This window comes from Acidovorax sp. KPB24-07, assembly GCF_057543315.1.
In genome coordinates this window covers 40,159-57,147 of record NZ_BAAJYS010000003.1, presented here as the reverse complement: position 1 = coordinate 57,147, position 16,989 = coordinate 40,159, and the positions used below count along the sequence as shown (strand labels likewise).

Genomic DNA, 16,989 nt, shown 5'->3' with positions numbered 1-16,989 from the left:
CATTCGGTAACCGATTGGGTTTTGTTCAATGTGCGGAATAGTCGCCCTGCGGAGTTTCGTGGCCGATTCGGCGCTGCAGCCACGCGCCCAGCATGCTCTGGATGCACTGTCGAGCCGCGGGCCGGATGCACAAGGTCTGCTGTGCCTGGACCAGCCCGTACCGACGGCGCTGGGCCACCGCCGGCTGGCGATCCTTGATCTGAGTGACGCTGCCACGCAACCGATGCGGTGTGCGGAGAGCGGCAACGTGGTGGTGTTCAATGGAGAAATCTACAACTTTCTGGAGTTGCGCCGCGAACTGGAAACGCTCGGCCATCGCTTCCGCACTGACAGCGACACCGAGGTGATCCTGCACGGTTGGCGAGCATGGGGCGAGGCATTGTTCACGCGCTGCAACGGAATGTGGGCAGTGGTGCTCCTGGAACAGGCGACCGGCGAACTGGTGTACTGCCGCGACCGGCTTGGCGTGAAGCCGCTCTACATGCACCACGACGGCCAGCGATTGGTGCTGGCGAGCGAAATCCGTGCGATCGCTTGTGCACTGGGCGGGTACCCGCCACCCAACCCGGCCGCAATCTTCGACTTCCTCGTCGCGGGCCTGTCCGATCACAATTGCGACACTTTCTACCAGGGGATCCGCGCCGTGCCCCCTGGCTGGCTGTACCGGGTATCGCCAACTGGCCACAGCCGCCGCCACCGCTATCACGACTGGCCCGCTCCAGGCGCCGCCGATCCCCTTGACGCAGAGGCAACCCGGGCCCTGCTCGAAGACGCCACGCGCCTGCGTCTGCGCTCAGATGTTCCCACCGTGACCCTCCTGTCCGGCGGGTTGGACAGTTCCATCCTGACCCGCATCAGCCTGCAAGCCGATTCCGCACCGCGCACCTGTTTTGCAGGCGCGTTCACCTACGGATATTGCGATGCTGCCCATGCAGCGTTCGATGAAACGGCCGACGCCGCCGCCCTGATGAAGGAGTGGGGTCAAATCACCCGGCACCACGTTCATCGCGCCCACGCGGTCCCGGACGAGGAGGAACTGCGGGCGCTGGTGGTCGCGCAGGAAGCGCCTTTCTGCACTCCATCGATCTTCGCCAGCTTCCGCATGTACCGGGCAATCCGCGAGGCAGGATACAAGGTGGTCCTCAACGGAGAAGGCGCCGACGAGTTGTTTGGCGGTTATGTGGGTTTGTACCTACCCCTGGCCGCACGGGACGCTCTGCGCGGCGCACACCTGCCTGCGCTGGTGAAACTGCTTGCCGGCGGCGCCGTGCTGCCCCGTGCGTTGCTCCACCGCCTGGCCTGGGATCTGCCAGGACCGCTGCTGGGCGCGATGCTGCGGCGAAACCGGCCCAGCGTGGCCTGCATGTCCGGCGCGCTCTGGCACGACCAGTCGCCGCGCCTGCGCGCATTGCAGGTCGACCGCCGGGCTGGCGTGGAGATGCGCATGCGCAGTGACGTGCTCTCCACCAATCTGCCAATGGTGCTGCGCATGGCCGATCGCAATAGCATGTCCGCCGGCATCGAGGTGCGAGCGCCTTTCCTGGACTACCGGCTGGTGGAGCGTGCGCTCGCGACCCGGGCAGACACCCGCATGGGCGACTACCACGGCAAAGCGCTGCTGCGGCGGGCCTTCGCTGCCGACATGCCTCCGCGCATCGTGGAACGGCGCAAGAGCACTGGCTTCGGTCACGCCGAGCAATTCCTGTTGGACCGCATGCCCGTGCAGCGGACCTTGTCATCGCTGCCGCCGGAGTTGGGCGAATTCCTCGACGTGCCCCGGCTGCGAACCGAACTGGCCCGGGGACGCGCACACACCACGCTCTGGCTCGCGGTGTCAGTCGCCCTGTGGCACCGGAGCATTTATGCATAGCGTCTGTCTGGTCAACCGAGGCGGTCAATGAATGCAGACTTCGCTCCTGACGACGGCCGTTGCCGTTGCTGCGGCGCGACCTGCGCGCAGCGCACGGTGTGGCGGGAGGTGTACCTCGGCAGCGGCCAGGAACTGCGGCGGTGCGGACTGTGTGCTGCTGCCTACCTCGCTCCGGACTTCAGCGAGGAGGCATTGGCGCGCTTCTACGCGCACGACTACCGCCGCTTGTTTCCGATGGAAGTGCCCTGGCGCAGCGAGGAACGCTTCTTCGCCTTGCGCGGCGACCGGTTGGTCGCAAATCGTCGGCTGCGCCGGATTTCGCCGAATCTTCCAAGGGGTGCGCGCCTGTTCGAGTTGGGCTCTGGCTTTGGTGCCTTCCTGGGCGCCGCCGCTGCGGTGCGTCCGGACCTGCATTTACTGGCGTCGGAGCCGGATATGGCGCACCGCGAGCGCCTGCTGGATGGCGCCCGCGTTCAGTTCCTGCCCCAGCAGCAGGTGATGGACGAAGCCACGCTTGATGCGGTCGTGGCCTTCCACGTGATGGAGCATTTACCGGATCCGCGCGATTTCCTGGCAACGGTGGCACGGGTTTTGGTCCCTGGCGGTCAGGCATGGATCGAGGTGCCGGACGTGATGAGCGACTGGCGTTCGCGGAACTATGTGCATCCTGCACATCTGAGCTATTTCTCGGCCTCGCTGTTGCAACGGCTGGCGCAAGCCGCAGGACTGGATGTGATCTACTGCGATGCCTACCCTGGCGGGGGCATGCTGGCGGACAACCTGTGGCTGCACCTGCGGCGTCCACGGCACGCGTGTGTGTCCAAGCCGTTGGCGGCGGCAACCGCGCAGGAGGTGCGCCTGCTCGATCGGCAACTCAATCGGGTGTCCTGGGCGCTGCGGGATCGGATGCGGCGCGTGCTCAAGCAGGCCATCGTGAGTCTGTTCGGCAGTGGCCTGGTTGGAGAACTGCAGCGTCGGCGGAACCAGTGGCGTGTGTTGCAAGAGGACTGCGATGCAATTCCGTGACTTTCATCGGACCCTGCGGATCCAGTATGGCGAAGACGCCGCAGCAGTGCGCCACGAACTCTATTTCCTGTCCTTGCGAGGTCGCAGCGCAGTGCTGCGTGCCGTACTCGCTTTGCTGCGGGATGCCTGGCTGTGTGCGACGCTGCCACGGCGCGCGATGCCAGTGGCGGGATGGGCCGCGCTGGCCACCCTACCGGGCAGCAATGGCTGGGGCGCCCTCGCACCGTGCGTTGCCGATCTGGCCCGGCGCGGCATCGCCTGCACCGTCCTCATCCATCCGCGCCTGCGCGGGCAGGTCGCTGGACAGCTTCCGGCCCGGCCGCCAGCATCGGCTTGGCGCCATGCCTGGTCAGCCTGGCGGCTCCGGCATGCGCCAGGCACGACACCGGTCGCCGCGCCCTGGCTGGTGCGCTGCTGCGTGTTTCGGCAACGCCTCTGGTGCGGCGCCTGGTCGAGCGTGATGTGCTCGGGCACGACCGCCACGCTGCTGCTGCACAACGATTTCGATCTCTACGCCGTGGCGGCACAGCAGGCCGCCGGCGCCGGCTGGCGCAGCATCTGCGTACAGCACGGCTTGCCTACCGAAGAATTCTTTCCCGTGCGGGCCCAGCACCATTTGCTGTGGGGACCAAGCAGCGCAGAGGTCTACGCCCGGCATGGTGTGGCCGCACATGCGTGCAGCTACGGTCCGGCGCGTCCCCAGGTTGAAGCCAGTGCCCATGCCGCGCCTTCAGTTCTGTATCTCGTATCGCAAACGCACACACCGGTGTATGGGCTCTCGCTCGCGGGCTATTTTCAAGCCCTGGCAGACGCCCTGATCCAGGCCCGGCTCGAGGGCATCACATTGCAAATCCTGCTGCATCCCGAGGAAGTGCGCAACGGTCATCCCTACGCTAAAAGCGCGATGGCCTCATTGTGCCGGCCGCCGCCACATGCCTTGTTGGAGGACACCGCAGCACCCGCGCTGGTAGTGGGTTTCTGTTCCACTGCGCTGTTGCAGGCGGCTTGTCGAGGCCACTATGTCATCGGCCTGGCATGGCCGGCCTCAGGGTCTGCGGATGCGCAGGAGATCGGGCGGCCGGCCCAGCAGGTGCCCGACGTGACGACGTTGTGCGAACTGGTCCGCCGACTGCGAGAGGATGCCTGCACGCGCGGCGCTTTCCTTGAACGGCAGCAACAATGGCTGTCACTCAGTTTCGCTTCCGACCCAGACTGGCCCAGCCATGTTGGAGCCAGCCAATGAAACGCTGGGGTCTGGCGTTGCTCATCCTTTGGGTGCATGTCGGCGATCCGCTGGTGGCGTGGTTGTACGGCGGTGGCACCTGGTTGCAGGCCACTTGGCTGCGCCCGGTACGGGACCTCACAGTGTTGGCGCTGGCAGCGCTGTGCCTGTTGACGGTGCGTATGCCGCGGGCGCTGCTGGTGTCGGTGCTGGCGTTCGGCGGATTGGCGCTTGCCTACGCGCCGGTGGGCCTCGTGCATGGCCTTCCAGCCGGGGTGGTACTGGGATCGCTTGGCGTCATTTTGGTGCCGATGGTGTTCCTGTTGGCGGGATACGGCTGCTTTTCGACACCTCGGAATCTCCGTTTCGGCGCGTCCGCCCTTGTCTGGCTGGGCTTGGCCAGCACTTTGTTTGGCATGTGGGAAATCGTCAACACCCAGTTCTGGGTGGACACCGTGCGCCTGCCTGACTACCTTGCGAACATCAAGGGCGTGATGCCAAAGGACACCGATCCCCATACCGGCCTGCCATGGAATTTTTTTGGCGGAGAAACGTATGCGCGCCGCGCTGGCGGCTTATTGGCGGCACCGCTGGCGCAGGGGCAGTTCCTGGTCACTGCGGCCCTGGCAGCGCTGGGGCTGTGGCAGACGCGCTTGCCGTGGCGCGCACTGCTGGTGTGTGCCGGGCTTTTCGTCGGTGTGTGGATGTCGGGAACCCGTGGTTCGATGCTCGCAGGCATCGTTGCGCTGCTCGGCTATTTGTTGACCAGCCGCGGTCTGGTCCGCTCCGCCACTGCGCGGGTGCTGCTGGTCGGCGCCGCATTGGTGGCGATGGTTTGGGCGTCCTACGGCATTGTGGTGGCCTCGTGGAATTTCCGTGACGGCTCCACGATTGGCCATTGGTGGGCACTGCAGCGCAACCTGGCCGACCTGGGCCAAGTCGCTCTATGGGGAGGTGGTCTGGGACGCCAGGGCGCTTTCGCCGCCCGGCAAGCGCTGACCGATCTGGGAGGCGGGGAAGGTGCCTTGTTCAGCATCGCCTACCAGATGGGAGTGCCCTGCGCGCTTTTGTTTCTTGGCCTGGTCTTTTGGTGCCTGCGCACCCTGTGGCAAGCCCACGTCCGACACGGTGACCGCCTGGCATTGGCCACTTTCTGGCTGCTGTGCGGGATGGTGACGACCTTCGTGTCTTCCGAAAATGCGTTGACCGTCTCCGGCGCCGGCGGATTCTGGCTGCTGCTCGGCGGCGTGCTGCGCCAATGCGCAGCAGCCACGCGCTTCGGCGCGGCTGTCGAGCCCGGAACCATCCGCGCACCGTGCATCCATGCGGCGAGGGCGTGACTCCATGCGCATCCTGCACGTCTACAAAGACTTTGCCCCCCATGGCGGGGGCGGCGGCGTCGCCCGGCATATCCATGGGCTGGCCGTGCTGGCCGTGGAAGCAGGCCATGCCGTGCGCGTTGCGGCACCGTCGGCTGCGAGCGGGCACGTGCACGCCTACGAAGTGGTGCGCGTGAGTGCCCGGGCGATGTGGCAGCACATCGGCTGGGCCGACGCCGTGCATGTCCATGGCGCGCGGACCCCCATTTCCGCGTTGGCAGCGTCAATGGCCTGGCTGCTTGGCAAGCGCTTGGTCTATACGCCCCACTGCTATTACGACGACGATCCCGCTTTGGGCAAGCGCCTGGGAAAACGGTGTTGGGACGGATTGATCGAGCGCGCGCTGCTGCGAGGCGCAGACCGGGTGGTGCTCCTGTCGGCCTACTGGCAGGACTACCTGACGCGGCGCGGTCTCCGTCCCGCGCACCCGGTGCTGCTGCCCAATGCGGTGCTCGAGGCGCAATTGCACGCTCCACCAATGGAAGTACCAGGGCTGGAAGGGGCGCCGGCTTTGCTCTCCGTGGGGCGGCTCGACGCGGTCAAGCGCCTGCACGATGCCATCGCGCTGCTGGGCGAGCCGGGCATGGAGCATGCCGTTCTGCATGTGGTTGGGCGGGGGCCGGATCGCGCGCGGCTTGAATCTTTCGCGCAGACACGCGGATGGGCCGATCGGGTGCGGCTCCATGGTTTTGTCGACGATGCCGATGTGGCCGCCATGGCCTCGGTCGCCGATCTGTTCGTCATGCCATCGGCGATGGAGGGCATGCCGACGGTACTGATCGAGATGCTATTGCTCGGTTGCCCGGTCGTGGCCAGCGACATCCCAGGCAACCGGGCGATTTTGGAGGCCGTCGGACTGTCCGATGCCCTCTATCCACTCGGTAACGTCGCCGCACTGGCAGCCTGCGCAGCCACCCAGCGGCAACGACGCGTGTTGCCGCACACCATTGCGCAGGTTCGCGCAGGCTTCACGTGGGAGCACATGCGATCGCGTGTAGGGGCACTGTACGATGCGCCGAAAAAGGAGCCTGCGCCTTGATACACCGTCCCGAACGGATTCGTTTCTTCGATTGCCCATTGGATCTCGTCTCTCCCACGCAGTTGCTGCAGCGTGCACAGGAGGCCGCCCACGGTGGAGACCCGGTTCGCATCGAAGGGCTCAATGTGGCCAAGCTGATCGACGCAAGAGCGCAGGGACTGCTGCGTGACGCACTGGATGAGGCCGAGCTGGTTCACATCGACGGGAGCGGCATCAGTGCTGGCCTGCGCTGGCTGGGAGTCGATCCCCCGGCTCGACGCGCCGGCATTGACCTGATGCAAGACCTCTGCGGCCAGGCTGCACAGTCCGGTGTCGGGGTCTACCTGCTGGGTGCGCGGCCGGCCATCGTTTTGGCGGCCGCTCAACGGCTGCGTGACATGTTTCCCGGACTTCACATTGCCGGGACAAGCGACGGCTATTTCCGGGACGACGAAGTGACGCAAGTCGTCGCTGCGATCCGGAACTCGGGAGCGCGCTATCTTTTTGTCGGCATCAGCTCGCCGAAGAAGGAACTCTTTTTGCAGCGGCATTGGTATGAACTGGGTGTGGCACTGGCGATGGGGGTGGGAGGATCGTTCGATGTCGTGTCCGGCATGCTGCCGCGCGCTCCACTGCTGATGCAGAGATTCGGCATGGAATGGATGTTCCGTTTGTGGCTGGAGCCCAGGCGCCTGTTCGCCCGGTACCTGCGAACCAATTGCGCCTATCTACTGCTGCTGTTACGCGCGCGCATGAGCAGACGCCATCGTTCGCGTGCCATCGTCCGCACGGGTGCATGAACTCACGTTTCGATCCCTCCCCGGCGGCCGTACCGCCGCGCGGGCAACTGCTCCTGGTGAGCATTTGCCTGGCCCTTTATCTGCTGTTTTGCTTGCAGCAGATCGTGCTGCCGTTTCGGTTTTTCGGCATGGCCCTGTCACTGGGGTCCGTGACGATGCTGGGCTGCATGCTCGCCATTTCCGCAGGATCGCTCGTGCGGCATGGCGTGCCATCTGAATTGGTACGTCCCCTGCTGGCCATCCTGATGTGCATCGCGGCCCTGTCTGCATCGGTCCTGGCTTCGAACCACATCGGGCTGGCATGCGCATTCGCCGTGCGGTATGCCACCAGTCTTTTGGCGCTTTGGGCCATGCTCAACCTCGCTGCGGCCTGCCCGCGCTGGCCGCGTGCGGCGACGCTGGCAGCACTCATCGCCGTGTGGTTCAACCTGGCGCTGGCCGGGGCCGTCTGGTTCCAATGGCCTGGGGCGCTGCGCGTGACCCTGGCATTCCATCCAGAAGAGACTTTCAAGTACCTGCCGCGAATTTCGGGCATGTACGAGCACCCTGCACTGCTGGCCACGTCCGCGGCCATGGTGCTGCTGCTGGTGCTGAGGCTGCAGCAGCGGGGTGAAGTCGGGAAGATCTCGCTGGCGCTCGCGTTGGTGGGCGCCGTGTTGGCGCTGGCGTTGACCCAGGTACGCAACACCCTGCTGCCCGTCGGGGTGCTGATGGCATGGTGGGCATGGCCAAGGGCATGCACGTCCAATAGACAGCGCCACATCGCACGCGTGGCGTTGGGCGGAATCGCTGTGCTTGCCGTCTTCGTGTTGTGGCTACGTTATCCAGACATGACCAGCGCGGCACAGGAAAACATGATGACGGCCTTCACGCTAGGGCGGACGTACCTTTGGAGCGGCGCGCTGGATGCTTGGCGCGACCACCCCTGGTTCGGTCTTGGGGCAGGCGTGTTCCAGTTCATGGTTCCGGACTACACCGGCGGCCGCTTCCACCGCGGCGAACTGCACGCTCACAACCTGTTGCTGGCGGCACTGTCCGAAACGGGACTCTTCGGCCTGCTTGCCGGATTGGCGCTGATTTTTGCGCTGTGGCGTCCCCTGCTGCGCATTGCGGCCGAGCGTCAATGGGCGATCGCGTGGCTGATTCTCGTGCTGGGTCTGAGCACGTTTGATTTTTACTTCCCGTTTTTCCCGTTCTCGATGCATGCCGCATTGGCAGTGGCCTCACTGCACGCGGGACATTGCGCGCCCTTGCAGGCCGACGGCGTATCACGATCCACAACTTGACGGTTCAGCCAAAGCGCTCGGGCTTGGGTTTGCGGTCTGTGCACCGACGTGCATGTCGCGCTGCATCCGCCGCCGGATCTCTTGGACGAAAGGTTGCGCTGACGTCTGATCGTGAAAGCCGGCTTGCCTGCCCAGGCCGGTCAGTGAGTGGTTCTGTGGTGCCGATGGCGTGGGGACGATGTGTCTTCCTGGCCCTTCGCGAGCAGGATATCCAGAATGCGCCGGAAGGCGTTTCCATCACCCAAGGGATTGCTCCATGCCACTGCACGCGCCAGCAACTTTTCCAAAGCCGTCCGCAGGTCACCGTCGCTCAGGCTGGCCGGCAGCTCGGCACCGCCACGCTCTAGCGTCTCCGGGCGCTCGGTGCTGGTGCGCAGCAAAAGACACTTGCGCTGCAAGATGCAGGCTTCCTCCTGCACGCCGCCGCTGTCTGTCATGACCAGCGCAGCGCCCTGCAACAACGCCAGCATGTCCAGGTAGCCGACCGGCTCGATGGCCAGCAGCCCAGGTCGGCCAGCCAGCGTAGAACGCCCCATGGCGGCCAGGCGCGGGTGCATCGGAAACACCAGAGGCATGCCTGCAGACCACGACATCGCACACACGGCGTCCATCAGCCTCTCGAAATGCGTTTGCTCTTCGGTATTGGAACGGCGGTGACACGTCAGCAGCCAATAGCCGTTGCTGGGCAAGCCCAACCTGCGCAGGACGTCCGAGCGTTGCCGTGCAGCCGGAGCATAGGCCAGCGTCGCATCGACCACCGTGTTGCCTGTCACGTGGATGCGCCTTTCGGACACCCCTTCGTCACGCAGAATCTGCGCCTGCAGCGGGGTGGGGCAGAACAGGTGGTCCGCCATCTGATCGATCAGGATGCGGTTGATTTCCTCTGGCATGCGCCGGTCACCGCTCCGCAGCCCAGCTTCCACGTGCGCCACCGGAATACCAAGCTTGCTGGCAGCCAATGCACCGGCCAAGGCACTGTTGGTGTCGCCCTGCACGACCACAATGTCCGGCTGCATCTCCGCCAGGGCAGGCGCCAGGCCACACAGCATGCGCCCTATCTGTTCGCCTTGCGGTGCAGACCCCACCCCGAGATGAATGCCGGCCGGCGGCAGATCCAGTTGCTCGAAGATGACGCGGTCCATGGATTCCGCGTAGTGCTGGTTGGTGTGAATGACGCTATGGCCAATGCCCTCCCGCTGACTGGCGGCAATCAGGGAAGACATCTTGATGATTTCTGGGCGTGTGCCTAGCACATAGGCAATCTGAGAACGCATGGACTCCGGCCTTGTCAGTAAGCATCGCGATCGAACAGCACGATCGCGCAGGTCTGCGCAATGATGCTCAGATCCAGCCAGAGCGACCAATGCTGGATGTAGTACAGGTCGTACTCCACACGCTTGCGCATCTTTTCCAGCGAGTGGGTCTCTCCGCGCAACCCGTTGACCTGCGCCCATCCCGTCATGCCCGGCTTGACCCGGTGCCGCTGCAGATAGTTCGGGATCAGATCCTGATATTCCGCATTGTGTCGCAGTGCATGCGGCCGCGGCCCGACGATCGACATCCGTCCCTGCAGCACGTTCACGAACTGCGGCAGCTCATCGAGGCTGGTACGGCGCAGGAACGCACCAAAGCGGGTCACCCGCGAGTCCGTGCGCGAGGTCTGAAGCGGCGCTTCTGCCGGATCGTGGGCATGCATGCTCCGAAACTTCCACACCTCGAAAGCCTTCCCGTCCCACCCATGCCGCATCTGCCGGAAAATCACAGGCCCCGGGCTCGAGAGCTTGACGCCCACGGCCAGCGCCAGCAGCAACGGGCTCGCCAGAACGAGCACCGCGCTGGCGATCAGTTTGTCAACCACCAACTTGACGAGTTGCGAGGTGAGGGACAAGGGGCGCACCGACAACTCCAGCATGGGAGTTCCGACCACTTCAGCCATCCCATGGTGAATCAGACGGAACGCAAAAATGTCCGGAATCCATCGAATCTCGACACAGCTGGCGTCCAGATTGCGCACGCTCTCGCGAATCAGCCGCTCGTCGCGCATCGGCCAAGCCAGCCAGACTTCGATGACGCTGTGCTGACTCAACCAGTCTGGCAAAGCGGCGAAGTCCCCCGCATTGATCGCGGGCGGCACGGGAATCACCTCGATGCCTGACCAGGGGCCACGCTGGATGCGCTCCGACACCTGCGCCACCCTGTCCGGCGGCCCCAGGAGCGCAACCCGCCGATTGCCGATGCCACGGGAGTGCAGCCAGCGCAGCAGTCGATCCAGCAGCACCCGTGCGCCGACCAAACCGAGGATTCCGATCCCCGCCCAGTACAAGAACCACAGACGGGAAAAGCTCGGGCCCGTTTTACTTAAAAAACTCAGCGACGCCAGGGCGACCAGCACCAGGCACCATCCCCACAGCAGCCGCCCCAGCACCATGGAGGGAAGCGCCAAGCGCCAGCTTTGATACAGCGCCAGTTGCACGAACACGAACAAATTGAGAAGTGCTCCGGCCAGCAGGGCATAGAAATAGTGGGGCGCATCAGGCAACTCGACATGCCCTGTCCGCAACGCGTACGCGAGCAACCCGCTGGCAACCACCACCACCATGTCCGCCAGTTTCAACACTGCCGCGGCCATTGCCATCCCGTCGCCGGCCGCGCGCGGGGACACGGCCACGTGGGCCAACAATCGCTCCATCACGCTCATGCGGGATAGTCCTTCGGAGCGCGCGGGCGGGTCGCCGCGAAAATGAACCGCAACTGGTTCTCCTCCATACCGTCTTCTGTATTGTGGTTGCCTTGGTCGCATGCACCCCCGCCTCCAGGGCGATGCATACAGAATCTTAAGACTTCAGCTTTGCCGCAAACAGCAGGCCCATGCTCGCGCACAGCGTCAACTCGCCGCGTCAACGCGTCACTGGGCTTGCTGCCGGCCAATTCGCAGTTCATGGGCGATCAGGTCGTGGCGGAGACAAGGGAGCCGGCCGTTCGCCGTACGGCACCTGTCCCCGTGAGAACGTCACGATAGGCTTGAGCGGTGAGTTCGGCACACCGTTGCCAGCTGAATTGCGCGGCGCGTTGACGCCCTGCGGCGCTTGCGGCAGTGCGCCAGGCTTCGTCTTCCAAGCCGCGCGCCAGCTGGGCAGCCAGCGCTTTCACGTCCATCGGTTCAAACAAGGCTGCAGCCTCGCCGGAGACTTCTGGTAGCGCCGCCGCATCCGAGCACAGAACCGGTGTGCCCGTGGCCATGGCCTCCAAGACCGGCAGGCCGAACCCCTCGTACAGCGAAGGGAAAACGAAGAGCCGTGCGCCAGCGAAGAGTGCGGGCAGGCGAATGTCTTCGATATAGCCGAGGTAACGCAGCCAGCCGGCCTGTTCGGCCAGGCGCATGCGCTCGTGTTCAGCCGAGCTGTTCCAGCCAGGATGACCGACGACCACCAACGGCCATCTTGCACGCAATGCCGCAGGCAATTGGGCATAAGCGTCCATGAGGTTCAGCAGGTTCTTTCGTGGCTCGATCGTGCCCACGAAAAGACTGTAGCCATCCTGCCTCAATCCTGCCGCTTGCAAAGGCGCAACCAGTTCCGCGTCATTGTGAGGACGGAAAGCACCGCTGCATGCAAGCGGTATGGCCCGTATGTGCTGCAGCGGCCAATCAAACTGCGCCGCAATTTCGCGTCGGGAGAACTCCGACACCGTGAGGATGAGCTGCGTCCGGCGCAACGATAAAGCCACTTCCTTGCGCATGTAACGCACCCGATCTGCACGGTGGCACTGCGCCCAGCGGTAAATCGACATGTCGTGAAAAGTCACGACACAGGGCCCGTCGTGATGCGGCAAAGAATAGTTGCAACCGTGAAAGATCGCGGCGCCTGAACCGCGTAGCGCCTGCGCTTTGGCGACTTGATTCAAACGCTGATACGTGTCGAGAGTCCAGTGAAACCGTGAAAGACGATCTCCAATCCAAGGGATGACGGTCCTTGCGACCCCGGGCTCTGGCAGCTGTTCACTGAGCCGATGCCCGTGCAAGAACCGCAAGGATTCGATCTGCGGCAGTTCGGCAAGATGCCGTGCCAGTTCGTGCGTGTAGCGGCCAATCCCGGTCAACGGGTGTCGGATCGATTCCGTGGCCAGAATGACGTTCACTGCCGACTCACCTCTCGAGTTGACGGGATCTCCCTGGTGGACACAGGGGCTGCGGATGTGCCATTGACGAGCCTGCCGGGGCGCTCGACAGCGACTGCACTGGCATCCCTGCATTCCAAAGGAGTGCGGGAAAATGCCAGAGTGCAGCTGGTGGCGTCTGAACATGGCGGCTTGTCATGTTCAGAGTGGCGTTGATTGTATGTGGGCTGCCGAAGAGCGATCCAGTGGCCGAGCCCCTTGTGCAGGCCATGGCTGGGACATTCAGAACGCTCTTCTATGCAGGCTCCTTGATACCCACACCAATTCATATATGGGAGCATCAACCAGGAAAAGGCATGGGCTTGGAGCCGGAGCACCCACCTGGATGCCGAGGCTGATTCACGACCTGATTCGCGTTATTCTGGCCAATTAAAGTCGTAAACAGAGGTCCAGCATCCATGCGGCTGCGCGCGTTGATTGGCTATCTGCTTGTTTGCCTAAAGTCGTAAACACAGCTGAGTGTGGTGCGCGCATCCGAGACGTCACAGCCCTTAAAAGGCGTCCGGGAAATTGGGGGAAGCCCAACGTGTGCAGAGGGGGCATCGCGCAACGTACTGGACACATCCCCACGGGACTAGAGCAATCGTGCGCCAGAGATGCTGGCCACCATGGCAATTTGCTGCTCCAACAGGCCCACTTGCGCGCGACACCCGACTGCCATCTTCTTGCCATTGCGCCACGCCAATATTCCGAGAACAACCATAGGTGCGCCCACGATGGCCAGAATCAGCAGAACACCGATCAAGCCCATGAAAAGCCCGACATACTGAAGAACACGCCCCGTGGCAGCAGCTTTCTTCAAGCGAGCCACAGTGACGTCGGCGCCACGGCGCTTCATGTCGATGGCGTAAGTGTTGCCATCCGCGTCTCCAACCGCGATTGCCATGCTGGCAGCGTCCCCCGTGCGCACATTCTCCCCGTGTATCAAATGGAACGTTGCACCCTCTTTGCTGAGGGACTGTTTGAGTTTGCTCACCAGATCGGACATCACGGTCACGTTGTGCACACGGCCTGAATTGCGGAACTCCAGATACGCGTACTTTGTCGAGTTCAGATCGGACTCCGATGGTCCCATCTCGGTCAGTTGATCCTGCAGCACCTGTGGCTGCCATGGCTTCGGCGTCATTACCCCTCCCTGCGGCTATTTAAGCCAGTGAATGAATGCGTGCTGCATGGCTTGCGTGCCGACGAAGCCTGGACCGCCGCGTCAAGACAACTCCCGCCTTGATCATTGGACCGTCCCAATCCCAACACCACAAAAGTAGCGCTTCCAGCGATTGACTTCCTCGCGAAACTTCAGACTGTGCTTGCGCCATGCAACACAAAACTACCTCTACAAACAGCAATTATTTAGCCGTCTATAGACACGTGTCTAAAGTATACATAAATGCCAAATTTGGTTCATGCGGCCGAGCACGAACCAAGCACTCATGAACGCGCTCGCATTGGAGTTGAAAGCCCGGCGCAAGGAGTTGGGACTCACGCAGGAAGATTTAGCAGGGCGATGCGATCTTGATCGCCCGTACATCAGCTTGATAGAAGTAGCGCGAAAACAGCCCACGTTGAGCGTGCTCTATCGACTCGCGGAAGCCCTTGAATTGCCACTAGGCGGGTTCATGGAGCGGGTGCAGAAGCGTTACCTCAAGGCTCCTTCATGAGAGACGTCAGTGTTGTCATCCAAGGACAAGAACAAGCTGTACGCCCTGCACGCGCCGGATGTAATCGTCAACGCTATTTGAGAATAGATGCAAATTTCGGGAGCTAAATGAGAATTTGAAGCACTCACGCTCAACGGTCAGTCGCAAAGGACTCAACTCAGGGACGACGGTGCCAAGTCCAACCATGGTGCGCTCTTGACGCTTATCCGCTTGCCGTATGAGGCAGAATTCGGCCAGGAACGGACGTTCCTCGCTGTGGCACGATTCAGCCCGAGCAGTCCCCTCTAGCAACCCATGCGACCCCTGTGGTCGTCAGAAACATGCCCGCAGAGCCATCGCCATCAACGCCTGATTCCGGTGGGTATCTCGACTGGATGTGCATCAGTTTGCGTCGCGTTTCCGACGACGACCGCGAGTGTGTCTACCAGTTCAGTAGCAATCTCTACCGTGCCGTCGGGCCGAACCGCAACGAACAGGCCGAAGCCGTCTCCGGGCGGCTGAAGCTTGTCAAGAAGACTGGGAAGTTCGATTTACTTGAGCCGATGCCCGGTGATGGCCAGCGTCGGGTCGCTGACCGTGCAGCTCAGAAGGTCTTCGCGCATTGGAAGGCCGGCGAGCTACCAGAAACCTCGATGTACGTCGCTGGGTAGTTCCTCATACGGCCAATACCAGTCGGTGGCCGTCGGAGAAAGCGGACGCTGAACGTTCGACTTAGGCAGGCGCTTCAGCGGCACTGAAAAGTGCCAATTGGAGAAGCAGGAAACCGAGCTACCTGGCTCTTTCATCTTTAACGGTGGCTGCGTTAAATTGCGCTTCGGGATCACTGTTGGCCAGCGAGACAAGGTGCCCAATTTCCGATGCCTGGTTTGCGAGAAAGACAATTGCGCCAAGTACCTTATCGCTAGGCGCGCGCACTTCTTGAAGCAAGCATTGACCGAACTCGCGAAGCATTGGCGATGCCGAATTTTCGTACAGTTTCAAACTCCCGGTCTTTCTGATTGAGACCGTATTCTCGAGGGTTCATCATTCGAATTCGTGAATAGAGTAGGGTGAATGGCAGTAACAGCGCGAAGAGAATGGTTCCAAGGATCACGCGGACTGTTGTGATCATTGATGCTTAACGTAGAGTTCAGCGGGCTGCGCGGCTGTTTGCGCAGCTCCGCTCGAACGCTGTGCTAGCCGCGTGTGCCATGAAGCACCTGACTTATCCATTTATTCAGATCATCTCGGTCGAGCTTACCCAACTGATAGCAATCCCTTTGGATTCTTTGAATGGCACCGCGTGTTAGATAGGTGCTGGTGACGATGAAAGCCTTGGATGCACCAAACTCATTTCGAGTATCCGCTAACTCCCGAACCACCGACAGTCCAACCTTGTTTCCGGGATTCTTCTTCTTCGCCTGCCAGAGTGTCTTAAATGGGCCGAGCGGCCCGTGATCCTTTACCGCGACTACGTCAACGCCACCGTCTTTGGTTCCTTGCATGAGTTCAACCGTGTAGCCATCTGCCTCTAATAGCTCGGCAATGAGTTTCTCGAATTGTCTCCAGTGCAATTCATCTAGGCTGCCAGGGCGCAAGAGCAAAGACTGAAGAACTGAGTGGCTTGGCGATAACCGAGCTACTTCCACCCGAGATTCTGGAAGCGCAATTACGTCAGATTGAAAAAAGTACTCCGCATCAACTTCGGTACCCCATCCGCCAACTTTGATTGCTTGATACGGCGTAAACAGAGCCAGTGACCGAGAACGCTTATTTGCAGCAAGCAGACGGCCAACATATTCCTCTAAGGGGGGATATGCGTCATGTGCTTCGTCAACAATGACAAGAAAGCTTGCATCCTTGCCCACCTCCAAAATGTCACGACCGAGATCGGAAGTATGCAAATTGTGGGAAGACACAGAAAGTCCAGTTGCCTTTCTGGTCTGAAGATCATCAGCAGAGGTTCCCCAGTTTAAATCGTCGTTTCCAGTCCGACGGCGCCAATATTCTGCGAGAGCGCCGTGATGGCTAATAACGAGTGCGTAATCATTTCCCTGTCGTCGTAGCACCTCACGGGCTGCGTACCGAGCAACTGTCGTTTTCCCCATTCCGTTGCTGGCAACCAAGCGTGTGCGCCGTTTGCCATCCGAGATGAACTGCTCGACAAATGATAATTGCCAATCGGCAAGCTGGATACCGGAATGATCTGAATGCGTCATGGAAGTAAGACCGGGAGACGATTGCCTGTAGCGGCTAACGTAATTTAGACTGCAAAACCTGCAGATTAAGCTGGGCGATGCGGGTTATTCTGGACACGATTTTCTCCTGAAAGTGACTTGCAGTCTGTGTTTTTGATGGTCTTACTGTGCAGCAACTGTAATCGTCAACGTTGTTTGAGAATAATATTAAACGAGAATTCAAGTTCTCTAGGTCCTAACAGAAGTCGCAAATGACTCAAGTCCGGAGCGATGTTGAGAGTACGGCTGTCCGTTCTTCCGTTTGGCGTAGGGAACAGAATTCGGCCAGAAGCGGACGCTGTGATGAGAATTGGACCTCGCTACCTGCACAAGCAACA

General features: G+C 61.8%; 15 protein-coding genes. 9 read left to right on the top strand and 6 right to left on the bottom strand.

The genetic code is table 11. The features are described from left to right. Window positions 1-28 precede the first annotated feature (28 nt). Genes asnB through AC27IQ_RS01065 form a run of 7 tightly spaced genes read left to right on the top strand, consistent with a single transcriptional unit; the run spans window position 29 to window position 8,601 of the window. On the top strand, window positions 29-1,870 hold the full coding sequence (gene asnB / locus AC27IQ_RS01095; protein WP_487087549.1) for an asparagine synthase (glutamine-hydrolyzing): 1,842 nt from the start codon (window positions 29-31) through the stop codon (window positions 1,868-1,870). Between the two features lie 27 nt (window positions 1,871-1,897). Continuing rightward, entirely contained in the window at window positions 1,898-2,896 is a 999-nt protein-coding gene (locus AC27IQ_RS01090; protein WP_284429776.1) for a class I SAM-dependent methyltransferase, read from the top strand. Continuing rightward, window positions 2,883-4,139, top strand: coding sequence for a hypothetical protein (locus AC27IQ_RS01085; RefSeq protein WP_487087547.1), 1,257 nt, complete (start codon window positions 2,883-2,885; stop codon window positions 4,137-4,139). The genes AC27IQ_RS01090 and AC27IQ_RS01085 overlap by 14 nt, the downstream gene beginning before the upstream one ends. Further along, window positions 4,136-5,458 (top strand): hypothetical protein, encoded by a 1,323-nt coding sequence (locus AC27IQ_RS01080; RefSeq protein ID WP_487087545.1) that lies wholly within the window; start codon window positions 4,136-4,138, stop codon window positions 5,456-5,458. Before AC27IQ_RS01085 ends, AC27IQ_RS01080 begins: the two co-directional genes overlap by 4 nt. Before the next feature lie 4 nt (window positions 5,459-5,462). Further along, window positions 5,463-6,536, top strand: coding sequence for a glycosyltransferase family 4 protein (locus tag AC27IQ_RS01075; RefSeq protein ID WP_487087543.1), 1,074 nt, complete (start codon window positions 5,463-5,465; stop codon window positions 6,534-6,536). Continuing rightward, complete coding sequence (locus tag AC27IQ_RS01070; protein ID WP_487087541.1) at window positions 6,533-7,315, top strand: WecB/TagA/CpsF family glycosyltransferase; 783 nt, start codon at window positions 6,533-6,535, stop codon at window positions 7,313-7,315. Before AC27IQ_RS01075 ends, AC27IQ_RS01070 begins: the two co-directional genes overlap by 4 nt. Next, a complete protein-coding gene (locus tag AC27IQ_RS01065) occupies window positions 7,312-8,601 on the top strand; it encodes an O-antigen ligase family protein (protein WP_487087539.1) in 1,290 nt (429 codons plus the stop codon). Before AC27IQ_RS01070 ends, AC27IQ_RS01065 begins: the two co-directional genes overlap by 4 nt. A 140-nt stretch (window positions 8,602-8,741) precedes the next feature. Here AC27IQ_RS01065 and wecB read toward each other — a convergent pair whose 3' ends face one another. The 4 genes from wecB to AC27IQ_RS01045 all read right to left on the bottom strand — a co-directional run bounded on the left by wecB (window position 8,742) and on the right by AC27IQ_RS01045 (window position 13,903). Continuing rightward, window positions 8,742-9,875 carry a non-hydrolyzing UDP-N-acetylglucosamine 2-epimerase gene (gene wecB / locus AC27IQ_RS01060; protein ID WP_487087537.1) on the bottom strand — a complete coding sequence of 378 codons (1,134 nt, stop codon included), beginning with the start codon at window positions 9,873-9,875 and terminating at the stop codon, window positions 8,742-8,744. A gap of 14 nt (window positions 9,876-9,889) precedes the next feature. Next, window positions 9,890-11,299, bottom strand: coding sequence for an undecaprenyl-phosphate glucose phosphotransferase (locus AC27IQ_RS01055; protein WP_487087535.1), 1,410 nt, complete (start codon window positions 11,297-11,299; stop codon window positions 9,890-9,892). A 248-nt stretch (window positions 11,300-11,547) separates the two neighbouring features. Further along, on the bottom strand, window positions 11,548-12,738 hold the full coding sequence (locus AC27IQ_RS01050; RefSeq protein ID WP_487087533.1) for a glycosyltransferase family 4 protein: 1,191 nt from the start codon (window positions 12,736-12,738) through the stop codon (window positions 11,548-11,550). Window positions 12,739-13,351: 613 nt separating this feature from the next. Then, window positions 13,352-13,903, bottom strand: coding sequence for a hypothetical protein (locus AC27IQ_RS01045; RefSeq protein ID WP_487087531.1), 552 nt, complete (start codon window positions 13,901-13,903; stop codon window positions 13,352-13,354). 304 nt (window positions 13,904-14,207) lie between these two features. Between AC27IQ_RS01045 and AC27IQ_RS01040 the strand changes: the two genes are divergently transcribed. Continuing rightward, window positions 14,208-14,435: a helix-turn-helix domain-containing protein gene (locus AC27IQ_RS01040; RefSeq protein ID WP_487087529.1), complete on the top strand. Its 228-nt coding sequence runs from the start codon at window positions 14,208-14,210 to the stop codon at window positions 14,433-14,435. A gap of 320 nt (window positions 14,436-14,755) precedes the next feature. Further along, entirely contained in the window at window positions 14,756-15,085 is a 330-nt protein-coding gene (locus AC27IQ_RS01035; protein ID WP_317357230.1) for a hypothetical protein, read from the top strand. Window positions 15,086-15,203: 118 nt separating this feature from the next. Here AC27IQ_RS01035 and AC27IQ_RS01030 read toward each other — a convergent pair whose 3' ends face one another. Next, the gene (locus AC27IQ_RS01030; protein ID WP_487087527.1) at window positions 15,204-15,416 is read right to left on the bottom strand and encodes a hypothetical protein; all 213 of its coding nucleotides are present in this window, start codon (window positions 15,414-15,416) and stop codon (window positions 15,204-15,206) included. Between the two features lie 194 nt (window positions 15,417-15,610). Beyond that, window positions 15,611-16,633, bottom strand: a complete 1,023-nt coding sequence (locus AC27IQ_RS01025; RefSeq protein WP_487087525.1) for a restriction endonuclease — start codon at window positions 16,631-16,633, stop codon at window positions 15,611-15,613. Window positions 16,634-16,989: the final 356 nt, after the last annotated feature.

Bases quoted from the DNA above. Each gene is read 5' to 3' on its own strand.
- AC27IQ_RS01080 (WP_487087545.1), top strand. From the start codon at position 4,136: ATGAAACGCTGGGGTCTGGCGTTGCTCATCCTTTGGGTGCATGTCGGC.
- AC27IQ_RS01035 (WP_317357230.1), top strand. From the start codon at position 14,756: ATGCCCGCAGAGCCATCGCCATCAACGCCTGATTCCGGTGGGTATCTC.
- AC27IQ_RS01045 (WP_487087531.1), bottom strand. From the start codon at position 13,903: ATGACGCCGAAGCCATGGCAGCCACAGGTGCTGCAGGATCAACTGACC.
- AC27IQ_RS01055 (WP_487087535.1), bottom strand. From the start codon at position 11,299: ATGAGCGTGATGGAGCGATTGTTGGCCCACGTGGCCGTGTCCCCGCGC.
- asnB (WP_487087549.1), top strand. From the start codon at position 29: ATGTGCGGAATAGTCGCCCTGCGGAGTTTCGTGGCCGATTCGGCGCTG.
- AC27IQ_RS01075 (WP_487087543.1), top strand. From the start codon at position 5,463: ATGCGCATCCTGCACGTCTACAAAGACTTTGCCCCCCATGGCGGGGGC.
- AC27IQ_RS01085 (WP_487087547.1), top strand. From the start codon at position 2,883: ATGCAATTCCGTGACTTTCATCGGACCCTGCGGATCCAGTATGGCGAA.
- AC27IQ_RS01065 (WP_487087539.1), top strand. From the start codon at position 7,312: ATGAACTCACGTTTCGATCCCTCCCCGGCGGCCGTACCGCCGCGCGGG.
- AC27IQ_RS01025 (WP_487087525.1), bottom strand. From the start codon at position 16,633: ATGACGCATTCAGATCATTCCGGTATCCAGCTTGCCGATTGGCAATTA.
- wecB (WP_487087537.1), bottom strand. From the start codon at position 9,875: ATGCGTTCTCAGATTGCCTATGTGCTAGGCACACGCCCAGAAATCATC.
- AC27IQ_RS01090 (WP_284429776.1), top strand. From the start codon at position 1,898: ATGAATGCAGACTTCGCTCCTGACGACGGCCGTTGCCGTTGCTGCGGC.
- AC27IQ_RS01040 (WP_487087529.1), top strand. From the start codon at position 14,208: ATGAACGCGCTCGCATTGGAGTTGAAAGCCCGGCGCAAGGAGTTGGGA.